The following is a 17,809-nucleotide window of genomic DNA, read 5'->3' as shown; positions in this document are numbered from 1 at the left end:
CGGTCGGGTGTTCCCGGCCGGCTTTTCACGTTCTCAGAGATCGAACATGATTTCGAGTAGAGTCGACGGCTGGAGTGGTGTGCACGATCGTGCACGTGAACACTCGTTCGGGACCGTCGCCCAAGTTATCCACAGTATTCATCCACAGTGTGCATGAATTACACACATGTGATTTCCACAGTGTGGATGAATCTCAGCCCTGTGAATGAACCGCAGAAAGCAGCGTTGACCTCAGCGTTTGCGAAGCACCAGGACGAGGTTGGTGGACGCGACCTCGCGGATCCACGGGATGTGGACAACCGGCCAGGCGAATCTGGGGATATATCGCGGGAAGGCTGTCGACAACTCCGCCCCGCGGACCGAGCGCGCCCACCGCAGTCCGGCGGCCGCCGTGATCGGGAACAGCGACACTCCGAACAGGTTCTTCGGCAGATGCCCGTGTTTGCGGGTGTACCAGCGGGCAGCCCGGTGGCCGCCCGCATAGTGGGTCAGCCCCATCTCATGGCCGCCGAACGGACCCCACCACAGGGTGTAACTCAAGATGATCGTCCCGCCGGGGCGCGTCACCCGCACCATCTCGTCGGCCATCGCCCACGGCGTCGGCGTGTGCTCGGCGACGTTCGACGAATAGCAGACGTCCACGCTGCCGGTCCGGAACGGCAGGTGCTCGCCCTGAGCCCGCACGGCGGTCCGCTGATCGATGCCTGCGGCCGACATCTCGCCGGCGTCCGGCTCCACCGACAAGTACCGGGCACCGCGCCGAGCGAAGGCGTCGGCGAAGAAGCCGGGGCCGCCGCCGACGTCGAGGACGACGGCGCCGTCGAGCGGTTCGGGGTGCAGTGCGGCCACCATCAGGGCGGTGTCGTCGGCGAGGGCCGAGTAGAAGCGGGCCGGGTCGGGCTGCTCGTACCGGAACTCGCGGAACAGGTGCACGGCGCGCCGCAGCGTCGCGTGCCGAGCGAAATCGGTCGTCGGGGTGCGGGTCCACGACAGGGAGCGAAGCGGCATGGTGTCAGCGTCGCATATCCTGGGCCGAGTGAATTCTCCGACCGACGTCCTGCTGCTGTGCTGGCGCGACACCGGCCATCCCCAGGGCGGCGGCAGTGAACGCTACCTGGAACGCGTCGGAGCCGAACTCGCGGAACGCGGTTCCCGGGTCACCCTCTTGACCGCCCGCTATCCCGGCGCTCCCCGCAAGCAGATGCGCGACGGCGTTCGGGTCCTCCGCGCCGGCACCCGGCTCAGCGTGTACCCGCGGGCCCTGGCCACGCTCGTCGCTGCGCGCCTGGGACGCGGTCGGCTGGCCGGATACCGGCCCGACGTGGTCGTCGACACCCAGAACGGCGTCCCGTTCTTCGCGCGCCTCGTGGTGACCGCGCCGACCGTCGTGCTGGTGCATCACTGCCATCGCGAGCAGTGGCCGGTCGCCGGTCCGATCCTGTCGCGCGTCGGCTGGTTCGTGGAATCGAAGCTCTCACCGTGGGTGCATCGACGTGACCGCTATGTCACCGTCTCCGAGCCGTCTGCTGTGGAGCTCGCCGCCCTCGGCGTCGACCACGAGCGGATCACGGTGGTTCGCGGCGGCATCGATCCGGTGCCCGACGGTGTGATCGCAGCGGAGTTGGGGGACGGGCTGCGCCTGGTCGCGGTGTCCCGGCTGGTTCCGCACAAGCAGATCGAGGATGCCCTCACGGTGGTCGCACGACTGTCCGCAGTCGGGATCGACGTGCACCTCGACGTGGTGGGCGACGGCTGGTGGTCGGCGCAGTTGCACGAGGCAGCAGCCGATCACGGAGTCGTCGATCGCGTGACTTTCCACGGCCACGTCAGCGACCGACGCAAGCACGAGATCCTCGCCGGTGCGGACCTGCACCTGATGCCGTCGCGCAAGGAGGGGTGGGGTCTCGCGGTCATCGAGGCGGCGCAGCACGGCGTCCCCACCCTCGGCTACCGCAGCTCGGCGGGGCTGACGGACTCGGTCGTCGACGGGGTCACCGGTGTGCTGGTCGACGACGTCGACGGACTCGTCGAGGCCACCGCGGGCCTGGCCGTCGACGAGGCGCGTCGGACTGCGCTCGGCGCTGCGGCGCAGGAGCGATCACGTGGATTCTCCTGGCACAGCACCACGGACGGTTTCATCGAAGTCCTCGACGGAGTCGCTCGTCGGAACTCCTCGAATTAGAAATAGAATTCGGGTCCGGGGATTTAGGTCGATTGGATGACTGGGGCTGCGTACTGGTCATCGTAAGATTCAGGACAATGTCTTCTTAGTGAAAGAAGTCGGCATGACTGATGAGTCTCGACGTGTTGCCCGAGTCAAACTGTACGGCAGCATCGTCGTGATCGCGCTGCTCGGTGCAGCCTTCTGAATGTATATCAAACCGGCGATGGTCACTGGATCGGCGTTCGATTCGGGAGGCCGGGGCCTATTTCTGATCGCATCGTCCGGTGGTGGAGAGAAGCTCGCCCTGAGAGTTACTCAGTCGTTCTCGATGGAGAGCGACGCGCAAGTCAGTCTGGCGTTCTCAAGTAACGATCCACAGCATCCGCGAGTGCGCACTCTGGTCTACTACATTGCGGCGCCCGGCGGCTCGGAGGTGTCGATGAGGTGCGGGGACACCGATGCCCGTCCGCTGGCTGACCCTCGTGATCTGCCGTTGGGCGCGCTCAACGCGGTGAAGGCTGATCTACGTAGCCACGGTAGTTCGGCGCTGAATCCCTCGGACGACGAGTCTGGTGATTCCAGCGATGATGCGGAGGTCGCCGAGCGACTGAGAGGGCTGACAGTACTGGCGTATGAGGTCGACATGTATGCGTACGACAATTCTGACTTCAGTGAGAAGGGGACGCCGAGCGCCAAACGCTCGACGAACGACAGCGGAAGGGTGTTCACCGAGAGTTGCGCGTTATCAGCGAATAGTGTGTGGCAGGACTCGGGGGATTCAGGGGCATTCACGCAACGAGGCCTGAAGCCTCGGCGGTGTCAACTCGTCGAAGCAACGTTCTCCTTCAGTAACTGTTCGAAGACCTCCCTCGGGGTGTAGAAGCCCAGGCACTGGCGTGGCCGTTCGTTCAGTTCGCGGGAGATCGCTTCCAGGTACAGCTGGTCGGACGGGATCTCGGTGCCCTTCGGCAGGTACTCACGGATCAGTCCGTTGGTGTTCTCGTTGGTGGGCCGCTCCCACGGCGAACGCGGATGGGCGAAGTAGATCGGCAACTCGGCAGCAACGGTCACGCTGGCATGCTCGGCCATCTCGGTGCCTTGATCCCACGTCAGCCCCTGTCGCATGAACTCCGGTAGTCCCCGCAGGTGATCGATCAGCACATCAGCGACCCCGGGCGCCTTCTTCCCGTCCGGCAGCCCCAGGACGAGCGTGTACCGGCTCGTGCGTTCGACCAGGGTCACCGCGGCGGACTGGCCAGCTTTCCCGACGATCAGATCGCCTTCCCACCAGCCCGGCACTCGCCGATCGGTCGCCGTCTCGGGGCGGTCATCGATGCTGACCATGCCCACAATCCGCGCCGACCGCTCACCAACGGACTTACGCGGCTTACGCGTGGTCCGCTTGGACTGCAACAGGATGCCCTGAGCAGCCAACTCTCCCTTCGGCAGAGCATAAATCCACCGATAGATCGACTCATGCGACACACGGCGCCCCTGCGCGCTCGGCGAACCCTTCATGGGATCCACTGTGGGTACTTCGGCCTCGAGTTTCAACCGTCCCGCGATCTGCCTCGGCGTCCGCGATCTCGACAGATCCGCCCGCACCCGGTCGGCGAGCACCGAGTCCGCATCGATCGCCCGTACCTGCGGACGGGCCCGACGCGCCCGTGCCTGCGTGTCGGCGTGCACCACCTGATACGCGCCCGTCTTGGTGGCGTTGCGTTTGATCTCCCGCGACACCACCGACTTGTCCCGCCCGATCTGCTCGGCGATCGCTGTAATCGTCATCCCGGCCCGCCGTCCGACCGCGATCTCTGTCCGATCCGCCGACGTCAGCATCATCCGCCCCAACCCCACCAGGCTCTCCTACCGCGTCACCCGCAACCCCTCGTGGCCTGCAGTGTTGCTACGACGGTATGACACCGCCGTGTGATCATGCGAACTCCGACAACTGACGCGGGTTTTCTCTCCCTTTCCTCTCCCCTGCCGGCCAGATGTCGGCGGCCGAAACACGGTAGCTGGAGCATTTGTAACGTTACAAACCCGCCCGTGTAGGGGGCTTCTCGCTTCGGGTGCCGAGTAGGGTTGTAACGTTACAAAGTGGCAGCGTTTTAACGTTGTGGCGTTACAGGGCTAAGCTGTTAGAATGTTGTAGAGTTACCCTGGAACAAGGCTATAGCATTGAAACGCTATAGCGTTTCAACCGTGGAAAGTTCTAACTGGACAACGTTTCACCATGCAAAAGTTGTGCTGTTGTGACGTGACAACCTTGTAGCGTCACACTGTTGTCCGGTTACAGCGTTGTACGGTTCCAACGTTGCAATGTTCAAACGGTGCCAGGTTGTGCAGTTACAACTGTATGCCGCTATAACCGCGAAACGCTCCATAACTGACCACCTTTAGTGCAACACCCTCAACAGGGTTGTGCGGTTACAACGTTCTAACTATGGAGGGCCACAATGGCGAAAATTGTCGTGCACCACTCCCGGAAGGGAGGGGTTGGTAAGAGCACCGGCGCGTACGAGTTGGCCTACCTGCTCGATGCGGTCCTGGTCGACTTCGAGCACGATGGCGGGGGAGTCACCGGCAAGTGGGGTTATCGGCCGCAGACGAGGACACGAATCCCGATTCTGGACGCTTTCGCGCATGGCAGGACACCCCATCCACTGAAGGGTCACGGCAAACCGCGGCTAGTGCCGGGGCATCCAGACCTCTACGACCAGATGCCCCAGCAAGAGGTTGTTGCCGATGCCCTCGAACGGTGGGCGAGTGAGTGGGACACCGAGTGGGTTGTGGTGGACACGCATCCCGGCATCTCGCCTGCTGCATTCGGGGCATTGACGGTAGCGCACGCGATCATCGTTCCAACTCCTCTGCGGAACCTTGACCTGACGGCCACCGAAGAGCTGATCAACGACATGCCTGACTATCCACTCATTATCTCGCCGACCATGATTCCGCCCGTTCCTCCGGCCGGCGAACTGCGTCGACTGGCTGCTGCGGTGGAGGGCACCCCGGTCCGGGTCGGGCCACCGATCCCTCGGGTCACTGCTGTCGAACGTCGGACGAAGCGAATCGCGATCACCTCGGAGAATCCACCCGCCAAAGTGTTGCAGCCGGTCGCCGAGGCGTACGAAGCAACCGCCAAGTTTGTTCAGGAGTATGTCGGATGAGTACGAGTGCGAATGGTCTCGAAGCCATGATGAGGCAGCGCGAGAAGCGCACCCGGGTCCGGCCAATGCCGCCGGCGAAGCACCCAGCGCCCAAGCCAGCCGAACCGTCGCCAGCACAGCTAGTGGCCGACCCTGTTGCTCAGAAGACGGAGAACGAGACGCTGAACGAGGGGAGGACTTCCGCGGCGCCAGCGGAACCCGCCGCGACCGCAGGCAACCGCTCCTCGGACCCCGCTCCCGCTGCGGACACATCAGCACCCTCACGGCCGACAGCAAAGCCTGTGGCCCCGAAGGCGAGGAAGAAGGCGACGACGCCAACAGTGGCAGCGCCTCCAGCTACCACTACAAAGGGGCGAACTGTGGGGCCAAGCACGATCTACTTCGATGAAGCCACCGACGACTTTCTCGAGGAAGTGTGCATCGCGGGCCGCCGCAGTAAGCCCAGAATCGACTCCCGGAGTGCCATCGCGAGGTACGCGATGCGCAAGCTGATGGCGGAGATGTCGCCCGAAGAAGTGATCGCCGCGATCCGCGCTGAAGGCGAAGCTGCTGGCCTCAGTCAGGGAAAACCTGGTCGCCCTCGACACTTCTGACATTGCAACGTTGTACCGCTACAACGTTGCAACGTCAGCCGCTCCATGAACCCATGCATGCGGGGGATAGGGGAGAAGCGGCGGTCCTGTGGTGGTGATTGCAGCACCACCAGCGCCTCGTAGCGAGTCCCGACGTTCCTGATGTGCCCAGTGAAGGCCATCCCGATCTCGTTGATGTGCGCTGAGTCGTTCCGCTAGGTGCGTGCACGCATCACGTGCACGCATCACGTATGCAGGCGAGATGCGCGGCACGAAGGCTGTATTGCTGTATTGCCGCTAATGGGTGAGTCTCCGCTGCGCTGCGCTGCCGCCCTCCCGTCCTGGTCGGTTGCCACGTCGGCGATTCGGCGGGGGAGGGGGAGGGTGGCCCCTGGAGGCGCCTGCTGGATTTAATCCAGAACCACAAACCCGTGTTCGCACATTCGTTCGATCGTGCGTTATGCTGAGCGATGGATGGGATGTGTGGACGAACGGGAAGCGTTCCGCGCATCCCATCCACATTTCATAGAGCGAACCGCCGGCGGATCGGCGGAGGCATCGAGGTCGAGCATGTGGGAGTCGTGGCCCGATCAACGGACCCTACGGCTGTTCACCCCGCCCCGGCCTGTCGTCGTGGACATGGTGCGGGGTCAAGTCCCGTGAGGTGGTGTACGACGTCGTCGCGTGATTCCTCGTCGGTGGGTCAGGCGGTCAAGGCCGGTGTCACCTCCTCGGTGTCTTCGGTGACGCTGTCGGTGGGCGTGTCGGTGCGGGAGCGGGCGAGTACGTCGAGTCCGAGGTAGCGGCGGCCTTCGATCCACTCGTCGTGCTGTTCGGCGAGCACCGCTCCGACAAGTCGGATCAGAGCGGTGCGGTCCGGGAAGATACCGACCACGTCGGTCCGACGGCGGATCTCCTTGTTGAGCCGCTCCTGGGGATTGTTGGACCAGATCTGCCGCCAGATCTGCTTGGGGAACGCGGTGAACGCCAACAGGTCGACCCGGGCGGCGTCGAGGTGCTCGGCGACCTTCGGCAGCTTGGCTTCGAGGGCATCGATCACTCGATCGTATTGTGCGTGCACGGAATCCGCGTCGGGCTGGTCGTACACCGAGTGCAGCAGTGTCTTCACCCAGGGCCACGACGACTTCGGGGTCACCGCCATGAGATTGGTCGAATAGTGCGTCCGGCATCGTTGCCAGGACGCGCCGGGCAAGGTGGCGCCGATCGCGGACACCAGGCCGGCGTGGGCGTCGGAGGTCACCAACTGCACCCCGGACAGGCCTCGGGCGACCAACCCGCGGAAGAAGGTCAGCCAGCCGGCGCCGTCTTCGGCGGAGGTGACGTCCAGCCCCAGGATCTCGCGGTAGCCGTCGCCGTTGACCCCCACCGCGACCAGGGCGTGTACGTTGACCACCCGTCCGTTCTCGCGGACCTTGAGGACCAGGGCGTCGGCGGCGACGAACGTGTACGGCCCCTGATCGAGGGGTCGGTTCCGGAAGGCCTCGACCTGGGTGTCGAGGTCTTTCGCCATCACGCTGACCTGGGACTTCGACAGCGAGGTGATCCCGAGGGTGTCGACGAGTTTCTCCATCCTTCGGGTCGAGACGCCGAGCAGGTAGCAGGTCGCAACGACCGAGGTCAGGGCACGTTCGGCGCGTTTGCGCCGCTGCAGCAGCCAGTCCGGAAAGTACGAACCCTGCCGCAGCTTGGGGATGGCCACGTCGAGGGTGCCGACGCGGGTGTCGAAGTCCCGATGCCGGTAGCCGTTGCGGACGTTGACGCGTTCGTCGGAGCGTTGGCCGTAGCCCGCGCCGCACAGGGCGTCGGCTTCGGCGCTCATCAGGGCGTGGATGAACATCGTCAGCAGCTCGCGCAGCAGGTCGGGGCTGGCGCCGGTGAGTCGGCCTTCGACAAGCTGGCGGAGGTCGATATCGTGGGCAGTGGTCATCGCGTGCTCTTTCGTCGAGTCGAGTTGGTAGCTCTCTCGAAGAATCACGCGGTGACCGTCTTTCGTGCGGCTACGACACGCCGGCCAGTTCGTTCAGGTCCGGTTCGTACACCATCTTCATGGACGCAACCTGGTGCGGCTCGACCCCAACTGCGGACGCCCGTACTCGGCAGCGCCCGAAGGGGTCTCCCTGCGGGTGAGAGCATCCGGTGCCCGTATCGAGCCAACCATGCCAGCGCGACAGCTCGCCTGGCTCCAACTGTCTTCTCTGCACTAGTCAAGTCTGTCGGACCGTCGACCGAGTTTTGCACTTCGTCGTCGAGATGGAACAGGTGGTTGCAGCGAGCGTGGAGCCTGAGTGTCCCGTCTTCGGGCAGTCGGCGCAATCGGATTGCTGAAGGTAGTAGTTCACGTCGTCGGGTGCCGCGCGGATCGGGCCGCGCCTATTGCGGGCACTGTCATCTTTGATGGGCCTTCCTTCTCGTCGCCCCCGACGTCTCAGTCGATCCGGAAGCTACTCAATTAATGGTCGGCAGAGGTGGTCCACGGACCGTCGAGGTATCCGGCGTCACGCAGTGCCGCCTCCAGGACCGACTGATAGGTGCGTCCGATTACCGTCGCGATGCCTTCCAACGTCGCACGGGCCGGTAGCCCGCGCGGCAGAACCCGTGCCGTCCGAGCGATCGGCGTAGCTCGGACGGCACGGGTTCATTGGAGTCGTGCCGGATATTGAGACCCAGATGGTTATTCTCGAGGCTGGCCAGTCTGTCCCAGCCTGTCTAGCTCCTCCAACTCTTTCTTATACGCAGCTCGATCCGACTTCGTGAGCCGGCGAAAGCTCACAGACAGACACACATCGGCCTGCATGGCGTCGAAACCGTACCGTTCAGAAAGTACAGCGGCCGCTGCGCCGGCGTCGTCCGAACTGGCGACCAGTTCACCTACCGTCCGCCAGTTCTCGCTAGCCCATGCGGCCGCCTCTACAACTTTACGGCGACGTTCACGCGACATATCGTCAGAAATACTGGTCACCGCTACCATTCTTCGTCCAATTCTGGCTCTTGTACTCAAATGTCCCGAAGGACACGCCCTTCTCGCCATCATACGACTCAAATCGAATATGGACCCAGTTCGGTTCATTGTAGTAGTTGTGTGAGACTTGGGAGTCGATCGGGCCGAGATGAGTGGTTTTCGGAGAGCCGATGCATCCAGAAAAACTTCCGCGTACCGGGTCGGGCAGGATTGGCCGATCCATCTTGACTTGGCAGGTGAAATCCTTCACCCCGAACGTGCCGATTCCGTTTCGCGCCTCAAATTCTTGCGACAATTGCGCCGTGTTCAAGGTGTAAAGGTCTAGACGAAAGTCGATATCGATGGTATCCAGGGTGACCGTTCCTCCGCCGCTGACGATCCGGACGATTGGGTACTCTTTGTGGAGAGTCCACACGTAACCATTAGCTGTACCGTCATTGCCGCCACGTGGGGATATAGTGCCTGGTTTAGGGGCTCGGTTGATCGAGCCTTCGCCGGACTCGGGGCTTACGTAAACGGTGTTTGAGACCGACTTTCTTGCCGCCTCAATCTCTCGTCGTTGTGCATTGCCGGCGTCGTTTGAGGGTAGTCGTCGCGAAAATTTATCTACGACATCACCGCGCCCAGACCTGATTGCTGCTTGCACGGCGGACGTAAGTGGGGAGACACCCGGCAATTGAAGACCAACTAGGCAACTGCCGGCACTATAGGCACGCGCTGTACACTCCTTTGCCTCAGGAGTCGCTGATGCTTCACCTACTGCAGTGATGACGCACAGCGTGCTGAGCGCAGCGGCAGCAATCTGTTGCGCATCGTCAGGTCTGGCGTCGCGGATCGTGTACCGATGCATAACGCCTGTCTAACACATGGTGGGCTCCGGACCTTGGTCTGCTCAATCGGACATACCGCGGCCTCGGAGGCAACGTTGACTCACTTGGCGTCTGTAGATGACAGTGTTGAGATGCGTAGTGCTGCAATCAGTTCCCGGTACAGGGCGTCCTGGTTGAGGAGTTCGGTGTGGGTGCCTTGGGCGCGGATGGTGCCGTTGTCGAGAACGATGATGTGGTCGGCGTCGATGATCGTGGACAGGCGGTGGGCGATGGTGATGACTGCTCCGTGTTCAGATAGTTGACGGATGGCGGTGGTGATGGCGGATTCGGTGCGGGCGTCGAGTTGGGCGGTGGCTTCGTCGAGCAGCAGCACCTCGGGGCGGGCCAGCAACGCGCGGGCCACCGCGATGCGTTGACGTTCACCACCGGAGAGTGTGGTCGCGGCGATCTCGTGGTCGAGACCCTCGGGCAGGGACCGGACTTTGTCGCTGAGGGCGACGGTGTCGAGGGCCTGCCAGATGTCTGATTCGGAAGCCTCGGCGGCGGTGTAGGTGATGTTGTCGCGCACGGTGCCCGGCACCAGCGGCGCGTCTTGTTCGACGTAGCCGATTCGGGACCGCACCGCGGGGATGGTCCACTGCTCGTACGGGATGCCGTCGAGCAGGACGCGGCCGGCGGTGGGATTGACGAACCTCAGCAGTGTGGAGAGCACCGTAGTTTTGCCCGCTCCGGACGGCCCGACCAACGCCAGGTGCCCGCGCCGCGGGACACGCATGCTCACCGACCGCAGCGCGGGGTGTTGATCGGGGGTGTAGCGCACGGTGAGGCTGTCGAACTCCAGCACCGGCCGGTGCGGGTCGATGCGATGATCCGCCCCCGCGCTGGGCGGGTCGATTTCGCGTTCGAGGGTGGTGACTTCGTCGATGCGCCGCGCTGCGGCCAACCCTGATTGCGCGGACCGGATGCTCACCATGATCATTCCGATGGGTGCGTTGAGGGCGAACACGTACAGCAGGAAGGCCACCAGGCTGGGTACGTCGAGCGCGCCGGTCGATACCCGCCACGCCCCCACAGTCAGCACGCTGATGAGCATCAGGTTGATCGCCAGCCCGCTGAACACGTCGGCCGCGGCTTCGAGCCGGATCGCCCGAACTCCGAGGGTCCGGGCATCCTCGACGTGGCGGTTGAGAGCTTCCAGCTCGCGGTTCTCAGCGCGTGAGGCCTTGACGGTGCGGATCGCGCGTACGGTGCCGTCCAGTCGCGCGCCGAGCTGGCCGAGTTGCTCTTGGACCTGTTGCTGCACCCGAGACAACCGGGGCATCAACGCCAGCGACAACGCCAGCGTCAGCCCCATGACCACTGCGGCGACCGCGAGCAGGACGACATCGAGGTAGGCCATTAACGCCAGGCTGCCCACCAAAGACACGACCCCATTGACCAGCAACACAACGCTGCTGGTGGCGGCCTCGCGAATCAGCGTGGTGTCGGAGGTGACCCGGGAGGCCATCTCGCCAGCGGTACGGGTCGCGCCGATGCGCGCCCGCAACAGCGCGGCGAGCATCGACCGCCGAGTCGCCCGCACGATCCGCTCAGCCATCGACCCAAGCATTACCATCTGCACATATCCGACACCGGTGGAGACCACCAGCACCGCCACCAGTACCAGTGCGGCCCCGAGGACCGAGCTACGGGATTCCAGCCTCTCCAGCACTTCTCGCGTCACCAGCGGGCTGATCAGCTGCGCGGCGGTACTGACCAGACCCAGAACGAGCCCGACACTGAGCACCGCCAGCTCTGGGCGCATCCACCGGGCCAGCAAACCCCAACCACCGTGCTCGGACACATCATCACTGCTTGTCTTCCCCGACATGTTCGCCACACTAAAGCCGCCATCAACTCGCTGTCGCGGCAAAGATCCTCGTCGTGCCGGCTGAACTCCTGGCAGCCTTGGCTCAGACGTGACGGTGGAACGCGAGACCAGCCGCCGATGGTGTCATCTCAACTCGGGGTGGCATCGGCTGGATCGCATGTCGTTCCCTGATGGTAGGCGGCTTTCCACGTCGAGCCTCGCCGCCTCCACAGTGTGCAGCGCCGCGACAACCGCTCCTGGAAGCGCAAACGGTAGGTGACGAGATACACGTCGGTGGCAAGAGCTATGGAGCGGAAGTCAGTGATCGTCCAGGCTGCGTCATTCGGATCCTGGCCATCGCGATACCGCTGTTCAACGACGTCGAGGACGAAGTGTCGGGTGTACACCACTCCGGATGCGCCTACCTCGAGGAAGTCAGGCTCGAGCAGTGCTTCGATCGCCCGACGATCAGTTCGCGGCGGGAGGCGATGGAAGATCGGTTCCAGGGTCGCCAATTCTCGGTCTACCTCGGTATCGCTGCTCACGACTTTATCCTGCAGGAGGCGGAAGCGCCGACACTCTAGATTTGCTGAGCTGTTCACCCAGCTGACGGACTAGGGGGCGCCGCCGATCCAGCAGGTGGGTGGGCTGTCGTTGGCAGTCCGAGGTCGGTGTGTCGTCGGAGTCGGCGCTGCACTTCGGTTCTCTTGCTGCGCAGAAACGACAGGGTGAGATCGATCCCTTCGATTTCGCCGAGCCAGTTCTCGGTGTGGGCGCGGTCTCGTCGCTTGAGAAGGCTGGCTTCGATGTCGTCGAGGCGCGGGAGCATCGTGGGGTCGACGTGGAGCATGGGGCAGCGAATGCAGGCGTGTTCGTGGCTGCATGGGGTGGCGTAGGGGCGACCGCAGCCGCCGAGTTCGACTTTGCGTTTGTCGAAGTGCGCTTCGAACTCGGCCCATTCGGCGTCGGTGACGGACGGATATTCCTCTGGTGGGCGTAGTGCGCGGCGGCGTTGGAGGTGGGCTTGGTAGTGGCGGGTGACGTCGTCGTTGAAGACGGCGACGTAGCCGCGGGTGGTTTCGAGGTCGAGGTGGCCGAGCAAGGCGGCGCCGATGTGGATGGGTAGGCCGTTGTTGACCAGTTCTGTGGCGAACAGTCGGCGGAAGTCGTGGGGCCGGAAGTGAATTCCTTCGAAGCGGGGGTCGGTGGTGGCGATGTCGGCGCACACGGCCCGCAGGTGTGTGCCGATCGCGCCGGTGGTCATTACTTCGATGCGTTGGCCGATGCGGCGTTGGAACAGGAACGGCTGCGGGACGCTGGTGATGCGTTCGTAGTCGTCGTACCGGGTGGCCAGCGGCACTGTCGACTTTCCGGCGGCGATGCGGCGGATGATGCAGGCGATGACGTGGAACAGTTCCGCAGACATGGGTATCACTCGTTCGCGGTCGGTTTTGGACGGTGCCACTACCAGTAGCGCGATGGCTTCACCGTTGGGTCGTCGGTACTGTCGCACGCTGAGCTGGGACAGTTCGGTGAGTTCTTCGATGCGTAGTCCGCTGTGCCGCAGTGTTTCTACGATGGCCCATCCCCAGAACGCGGCGTCTTCCTGTCGGGTGACATCGATGCCTTTGTCGGCCTGGTGGTCGTGCACCCGGACTCGTGGTGTGGCGCCTTGGGCGGCTAGGCTGCGGTCTTCACGGGAGTAGATGCGGGTGTAGGTCCGGTCGCCGACGCTGAACTGAAGGCGATCGTCGACGCCACTGGCGGCGTCGAGGAGGGTGCGCCACGTCTCGTACCGGGTGGCGACGGCGTCGATGAGTGCCGGTAGCAGCGGTTGCAGGGTGCGGATGGTGGCGTGGGTTCGCTCGCGGACGCGGTGTCTGTGGTTCATCAGCATGCGGATGTCGCTGCGTGGGACGGGGCAAGGCGCGGCCCACTGCGCCCACTTTTCCGGTTCGTGCGTGGCCCACAGGTTGATGTCGAAGTACATGGTCCGCACCGCGCCGAGGACAGTTGCCTGGTCGGTGCGCGGGCTGCCGTCATCGCAGACCATGATGTGTTCTCGCCACCGGGCATAGAGCTCTTGGGAGATACGGAGGTCGGCTTGTCCGGGGTTGAGCTGTTCGATCGCCAGCCAGAACAGCTTCGTGATGAGGTGTGCCTGTCGTGCCAGGGAGGCGTAGTCGATCTCGGCGCCGCGGCGATCGAGGTAGTCGATGAGGAGATGCCGTACCGGCTGGCTGGCGACCGGATACTGGTCAACCATCTGTGTGGTTGTCAGCTGCGGTGCACGGAGGGCGCCCCGCAGGGTGGGTGGTGCTGAGGCTCGGAAGTGCCCGCATCCGTGCAGGACCTGCCAGGCCATGTGTCCGACGTACTTGCCGAGGTGTTCACCGTTGCGCCCGGTGGTTTCGCGTGTGCGGACTGCGTAGTCCATGAATGCTTCGGGTGTGAGATCGGCGATCGGGATGCCTTGGTAGGTCAGAGCGGTGCACACGTCGAAGATCGCCCACCGTTTGAACTTGTCGCCGGCATCGGTCTCGTTGACGGCGGTGATGAAGCGCTCCAGCTCGGGATCGCCTTCGGCCTGGGCAAACTCGTGGGAGTAGCGCATCAGTTTGTTGGCCCGAAAGGCCTGCAATGTCGGGCGGATCACGCGCAGCGCGAACAGCGCTTCAAGGCCCTGCGCGAACTCGGCGCGGGCAGTCGTTGTGCCTGTGGGGGAGGCGTCGCCGGCGGGCAACAGTCGAGTGTTGAGTTCGCATGCGTCCCAGCGTTGTTGCCACGTGTCGCCGGGATGACCGCGCAGGTAGTCACCGATCTTGTCCAGCCCGCGGTTACGGCTGCGCCGCCGATGGACTGGCTCGGGCCACACGCTGGTAGCGAGGGCAACAATCGTCGACATCGGGGCCGCTGACAGGTCGCCGTAGCGGTGCACTGCCCGCGGCGCGGCGGGCTGAGCGATGATCGTGGGTCTGGTGTACCGGGTGGGTGGCACTGCGTCGTCGGGCTGGCGGGGTATCCGGGCACGTTCGCTGCTTCTATTCACCGAACACCGTCGCGATGTCGTCGGCGTCGTACCCGGGGCTGTAGGTGGGTTCGGGGCGGGAACGGGTGAAATGCTCCTGGAGTTTGTCGTGAAGTTCCTCGACCCGTGGTTGCAGGTACTGCTCGGTCGCTGACAGGTGCCGGTGGCGCAGGATGGTCTGCACCTCAGGAAGCGTCAGATTGGGGTCGTTGACCATCCGGGTGGCAGCGGTGTGCCGCAGGTCGTGCAGAGTCCAGTTCGTGCCCAATACGACGTTAGCGCGCTGCATGATTCGCCGCATCGCCCAGTACGTCAGCGGCCGGGGATCACCACGAAGGGTCCGCCACACCGGTTCGGCGGGTCCTGGTGTTCCGCACTGTCGGAGATACCGGGCCAGGTAGGTGAACGCCTCGGGGGAGCCCGGTACTGCGGCCAGTTCGCGGCTGCCCTTGGACACCACCCACAGCTTCTTGTTCGCCCAGTCCACGTCTGCTCCAGTGACGCCCAATAGTTCGCTGGCCCTGGCGCCCGAGGAGACGTAGAAGGCCAGCAGCGCACGGTCACGGTCGTGAGACATCGTCGTGAACAGCTCGTCCCACAGGCCATCTGGGATCGATCGAGGAACGCGACGTGGGCTCCGTTGACGCAGCGGTCCTCGCCGCTGCGGCGCATCAGGTTCGAGTGGACTGTGGTGGCGGGTCATCCGGCGTCGCGCGGCAGACGCAGGAACCGGGTTAAGTAGCGGACCGCGTCCGTATAGGAGGTGGAACTCGTAGAACCCGGAGACAACGGTCAGTGCATGGTTGATTGTCGACGGCGCATATCCTCTGGCCAGCAGCGGCTTTCCGGTGCGCAGGTTCACCGATCCGGGTTGCGGTGCCGATTGGTCGCTGCGTAGGCGTTGCGGATTCGGCGTGATCCGCAGCCAACCCACCAGAAGCTCGACATCAGAGGTGGTGGCGCGATCCCAGTCGACGTTGACCACCGCCAGAATCCTCCACCAACGAAGCAGGTCATGGGCATACGATCGCACCGTCAACGGGCTCATATCTGACAGCGTCAGGCTCGTCAGATAGTCGACGATCGGCGCGACCTCAACGCCGTTGATCGCCACCACGTACGGCGGAACGTTTGGCGGTAGACGCCGGCAGACCTCGCCGACCGCGGGCACGTCGACCTGCCCCTCGAGCACGCTACGTCTCAGATCGTCCATCAACTGCCTCCACCGCAGGTTCGGTACACGTGTTGGTGCAGTTAACAGGACCAATGGGCTGTGGCGCGCAATCTGCGAACTCACGGTCAGTAGCGCCAACCGAGTCTCCTCCATGACGCTGACTCTGTGGGTGCCGCCGGAAGCCATTCGCGTCCAGGAGAAGAAGGACAACACGTGAGTGACACCGACACCGGGGGAGTGGTCAGCCGTGTCTCTCCATCACGCGCCCGCACCCGCCTCGCTGATCTGACCCTGATCGTGCGACCTCCAGGCAACCCCGCCGCCCTGCGTGTCAGGGTGAGTTGAGTCCAACGGTTCACAGCAACCCCGCCTGCAGGGCGAGATACGGATCAACTCTTCGATGACGATTTCCAGCCTGGCCGTGTCCGGGGACAATGCCCGCATGGACTCCTTGCAGCCACGCTCCGACGGCCCGCGCCGACGCCGCGCCTTCACCCCGGCGGACAAGCTCGCACACCTGGCCGCATACGAGCAGGCCTGCGCGAGCAACGAGGGCGGCGCCTACCTGCGCCGCGAGGGCCTGTACTCGTCGCTGATCAGCGAATGGCGCAAGCAACGCGACGCCGGCGTCCTCGACGGCGCACCAGCCGGCGCGAAGATCGGCAAGCTCACCGCCGAGCAGGCCGAGATCGCCCGCCTGCGCCGAGAGCTCGACCGCACCACCAAGCGCCTCGCGACCACCGAAGCGGCCCTAGACATCATGGGAAAAGCACACGCGCTCTTGGAATCTCTCTCCGAGAGCGCGGACACCGACGAGCCGCACAACAAGCGCTGATGACCGCCCACCACGCCCTCACCGATGCCGGCGTCACCACAAGGACGGCGACGACCTTGACGTCGGTGACCCGGTCAACCGCCGCCAGGATCAAGGCACGGTCGCTGGCACCGGCGCGGCCGGCGCCAGCGGCGGCGCAGGTGCCCGCGAACAAGCTCACACCGGACGAACGTCAGGCGGTGCTCACGCTGCTCGACTGCGACCGGTTCGTCGACCAGGCTCCGCTCGAGGTCTACGCCCAGCTCCTCGACGAAGGCACCTACCTGTGTTCGGTGTCGACGATGTACCGGATCCTGCGGGAGAACACGCAGGTCACCGACCGCCGCAGGCAGGCGAGACATCCCGCACGGGTGTGCCCGGAACTGGTGGCCGACGCGCCTCGGCAGGTCTACACCTGGGACATCACGAAGCTCCCCGGCCCGGTCAAGGGCGTCTACTTCGACGCCTACGTGATGGTCGACATCTACTCTCGCTACATCGTCGGTGCGCACGTCCAAACCCGTGAATCCGGTGCGCTTGCCGTGGAGTTCATGTCGGAAATCTTTGCCGTGCATGGCATTCCGAGTGTGGTGCATGCCGACCGTGGGACGTCGATGACCAGCAAACCCGTCGCCGCTCTGCTCGCCGACTTGGAGGTGACCCGGTCGCATTCGCGGCCGAAGGTCTCCAACGACAACCCGTACTCCGAATCGCTGTTCAAGACCCTCAAGTACGGTCCGGCGTTCCCGGACCGCTTCGGGTCGATCCACCATGCCCGACAATTCATGGAAACGTTCGTGACCTGGTACAACCACGACCACCGGCACAGTGGAATCGGTCTGCACACCCCCGCAGACGTCCACTTCGGGCTCGCTGCCCAGAAGGCGGCCGAGCGCTCCGACGTCCTCGCGGAGGCTCGTCGCGCCCACCCCGAACGATTCGGAACCACAGACCGAGGGCCGAAGATCCTGGACCTGCCCACCGAGGCCTGGATCAACCAGCCTGCCGCAATCGACGGCACCGAACCTGCGGCGGGTCAGGCCGCCGCGTAACACCCGTTGGACTCAATCACCTTGACAAGTTCCGGGACGGGGGTTTGACTACCTTGAGCCACCGTCGTGAGGTGGGGTCGTCACGTCCCACGCTGACTTGCGGATACGAGATGAAGGTCGCTTCGTCGATGTAGGGCGGGACCGTGGCTCTTTCTGGTGACGTCCTGCCGTGT

Annotated in this window: 13 protein-coding genes; 5 read left to right on the top strand and 8 right to left on the bottom strand. The window is 64.1% G+C overall.

Going from position 1 to position 17,809, the window contains the following annotated elements; all coding sequences use genetic code 11:
* Positions 1 to 231: 231 nt before the first annotated feature.
* Positions 232 to 1,008, bottom strand: a complete 777-nt coding sequence (locus tag ACH46_RS19450) for a class I SAM-dependent methyltransferase (RefSeq protein ID WP_062394420.1) — start codon at positions 1,006 to 1,008, stop codon at positions 232 to 234.
* A gap of 28 nt (positions 1,009 to 1,036) precedes the next feature.
* On the opposite strand from ACH46_RS19450, the gene ACH46_RS19445 reads away from it, so the two are divergent.
* Both ACH46_RS19445 and ACH46_RS21385 read left to right on the top strand, forming a co-directional pair.
* The gene (locus tag ACH46_RS19445; protein WP_120298916.1) at positions 1,037 to 2,182 is read left to right on the top strand and encodes a glycosyltransferase family 4 protein; all 1,146 of its coding nucleotides are present in this window, start codon (positions 1,037 to 1,039) and stop codon (positions 2,180 to 2,182) included.
* Positions 2,183 to 2,369: 187 nt separating this feature from the next.
* Positions 2,370 to 3,044: a hypothetical protein gene (locus ACH46_RS21385; RefSeq protein ID WP_157851105.1), complete on the top strand. Its 675-nt coding sequence runs from the start codon at positions 2,370 to 2,372 to the stop codon at positions 3,042 to 3,044.
* Here ACH46_RS21385 and ACH46_RS19440 read toward each other — a convergent pair.
* Positions 2,984 to 4,003 carry an IS30 family transposase gene (locus ACH46_RS19440; protein ID WP_193392986.1) on the bottom strand — a complete coding sequence of 340 codons (1,020 nt, stop codon included), beginning with the start codon at positions 4,001 to 4,003 and terminating at the stop codon, positions 2,984 to 2,986. The two genes, ACH46_RS21385 and ACH46_RS19440, sit on opposite strands and share 61 nt — an antisense overlap.
* Before the next feature lie 620 nt (positions 4,004 to 4,623).
* Here ACH46_RS19440 and ACH46_RS19435 point away from each other — a divergent pair.
* A complete protein-coding gene (locus tag ACH46_RS19435; protein WP_062394416.1) occupies positions 4,624 to 5,337 on the top strand; it encodes a ParA family protein in 714 nt (237 codons plus the stop codon).
* A 359-nt stretch (positions 5,338 to 5,696) separates the two neighbouring features.
* On the top strand, positions 5,697 to 5,930 hold the full coding sequence (locus ACH46_RS19425; protein ID WP_062394413.1) for a hypothetical protein: 234 nt from the start codon (positions 5,697 to 5,699) through the stop codon (positions 5,928 to 5,930).
* 682 nt (positions 5,931 to 6,612) lie between these two features.
* Here the strand turns inward: ACH46_RS19425 and ACH46_RS19420 are convergent.
* The 6 genes from ACH46_RS19420 to ACH46_RS19390 form a co-directional block, all read right to left on the bottom strand.
* A complete protein-coding gene (locus ACH46_RS19420) occupies positions 6,613 to 7,857 on the bottom strand; it encodes an IS256 family transposase (protein WP_062394411.1) in 1,245 nt (414 codons plus the stop codon).
* 1,015 nt (positions 7,858 to 8,872) lie between these two features.
* On the bottom strand, positions 8,873 to 9,739 hold the full coding sequence (locus ACH46_RS21380; RefSeq protein ID WP_157851103.1) for a hypothetical protein: 867 nt from the start codon (positions 9,737 to 9,739) through the stop codon (positions 8,873 to 8,875).
* An 80-nt stretch (positions 9,740 to 9,819) separates the two neighbouring features.
* Positions 9,820 to 11,589, bottom strand: a complete 1,770-nt coding sequence (locus tag ACH46_RS19405; protein WP_062395657.1) for an ABC transporter ATP-binding protein — start codon at positions 11,587 to 11,589, stop codon at positions 9,820 to 9,822.
* A gap of 128 nt (positions 11,590 to 11,717) precedes the next feature.
* Complete coding sequence (locus tag ACH46_RS20955; protein WP_226995691.1) at positions 11,718 to 12,113, bottom strand: nuclear transport factor 2 family protein; 396 nt, start codon at positions 12,111 to 12,113, stop codon at positions 11,718 to 11,720.
* 53 nt (positions 12,114 to 12,166) lie between these two features.
* Complete coding sequence (locus tag ACH46_RS19395) at positions 12,167 to 14,473, bottom strand: tyrosine-type recombinase/integrase (protein ID WP_082399944.1); 2,307 nt, start codon at positions 14,471 to 14,473, stop codon at positions 12,167 to 12,169.
* A 136-nt stretch (positions 14,474 to 14,609) separates the two neighbouring features.
* The gene (locus ACH46_RS19390; RefSeq protein WP_062394406.1) at positions 14,610 to 15,809 is read right to left on the bottom strand and encodes a tyrosine-type recombinase/integrase; all 1,200 of its coding nucleotides are present in this window, start codon (positions 15,807 to 15,809) and stop codon (positions 14,610 to 14,612) included.
* Between the two features lie 361 nt (positions 15,810 to 16,170).
* On the opposite strand from ACH46_RS19390, the gene ACH46_RS19375 reads away from it, so the two are divergent.
* A protein-coding gene (locus ACH46_RS19375) for an IS3 family transposase (RefSeq protein ID WP_375295706.1) occupies positions 16,171 to 17,636 on the top strand; the annotation gives its coding sequence in 2 pieces (ribosomal slippage) (positions 16,171 to 16,540 and positions 16,540 to 17,636; 1,467 coding nt in all).
* Positions 17,637 to 17,809: the final 173 nt, after the last annotated feature.

The sequence above is a fragment of the Gordonia phthalatica genome, from assembly GCF_001305675.1.
GTDB classification, from domain to species: Bacteria; Actinomycetota; Actinomycetes; order Mycobacteriales; family Mycobacteriaceae; genus Gordonia; species Gordonia phthalatica.
Note: the sequence above shows the minus strand (reverse complement) of the source record. Positions and strands in the feature narration are given on the sequence as shown.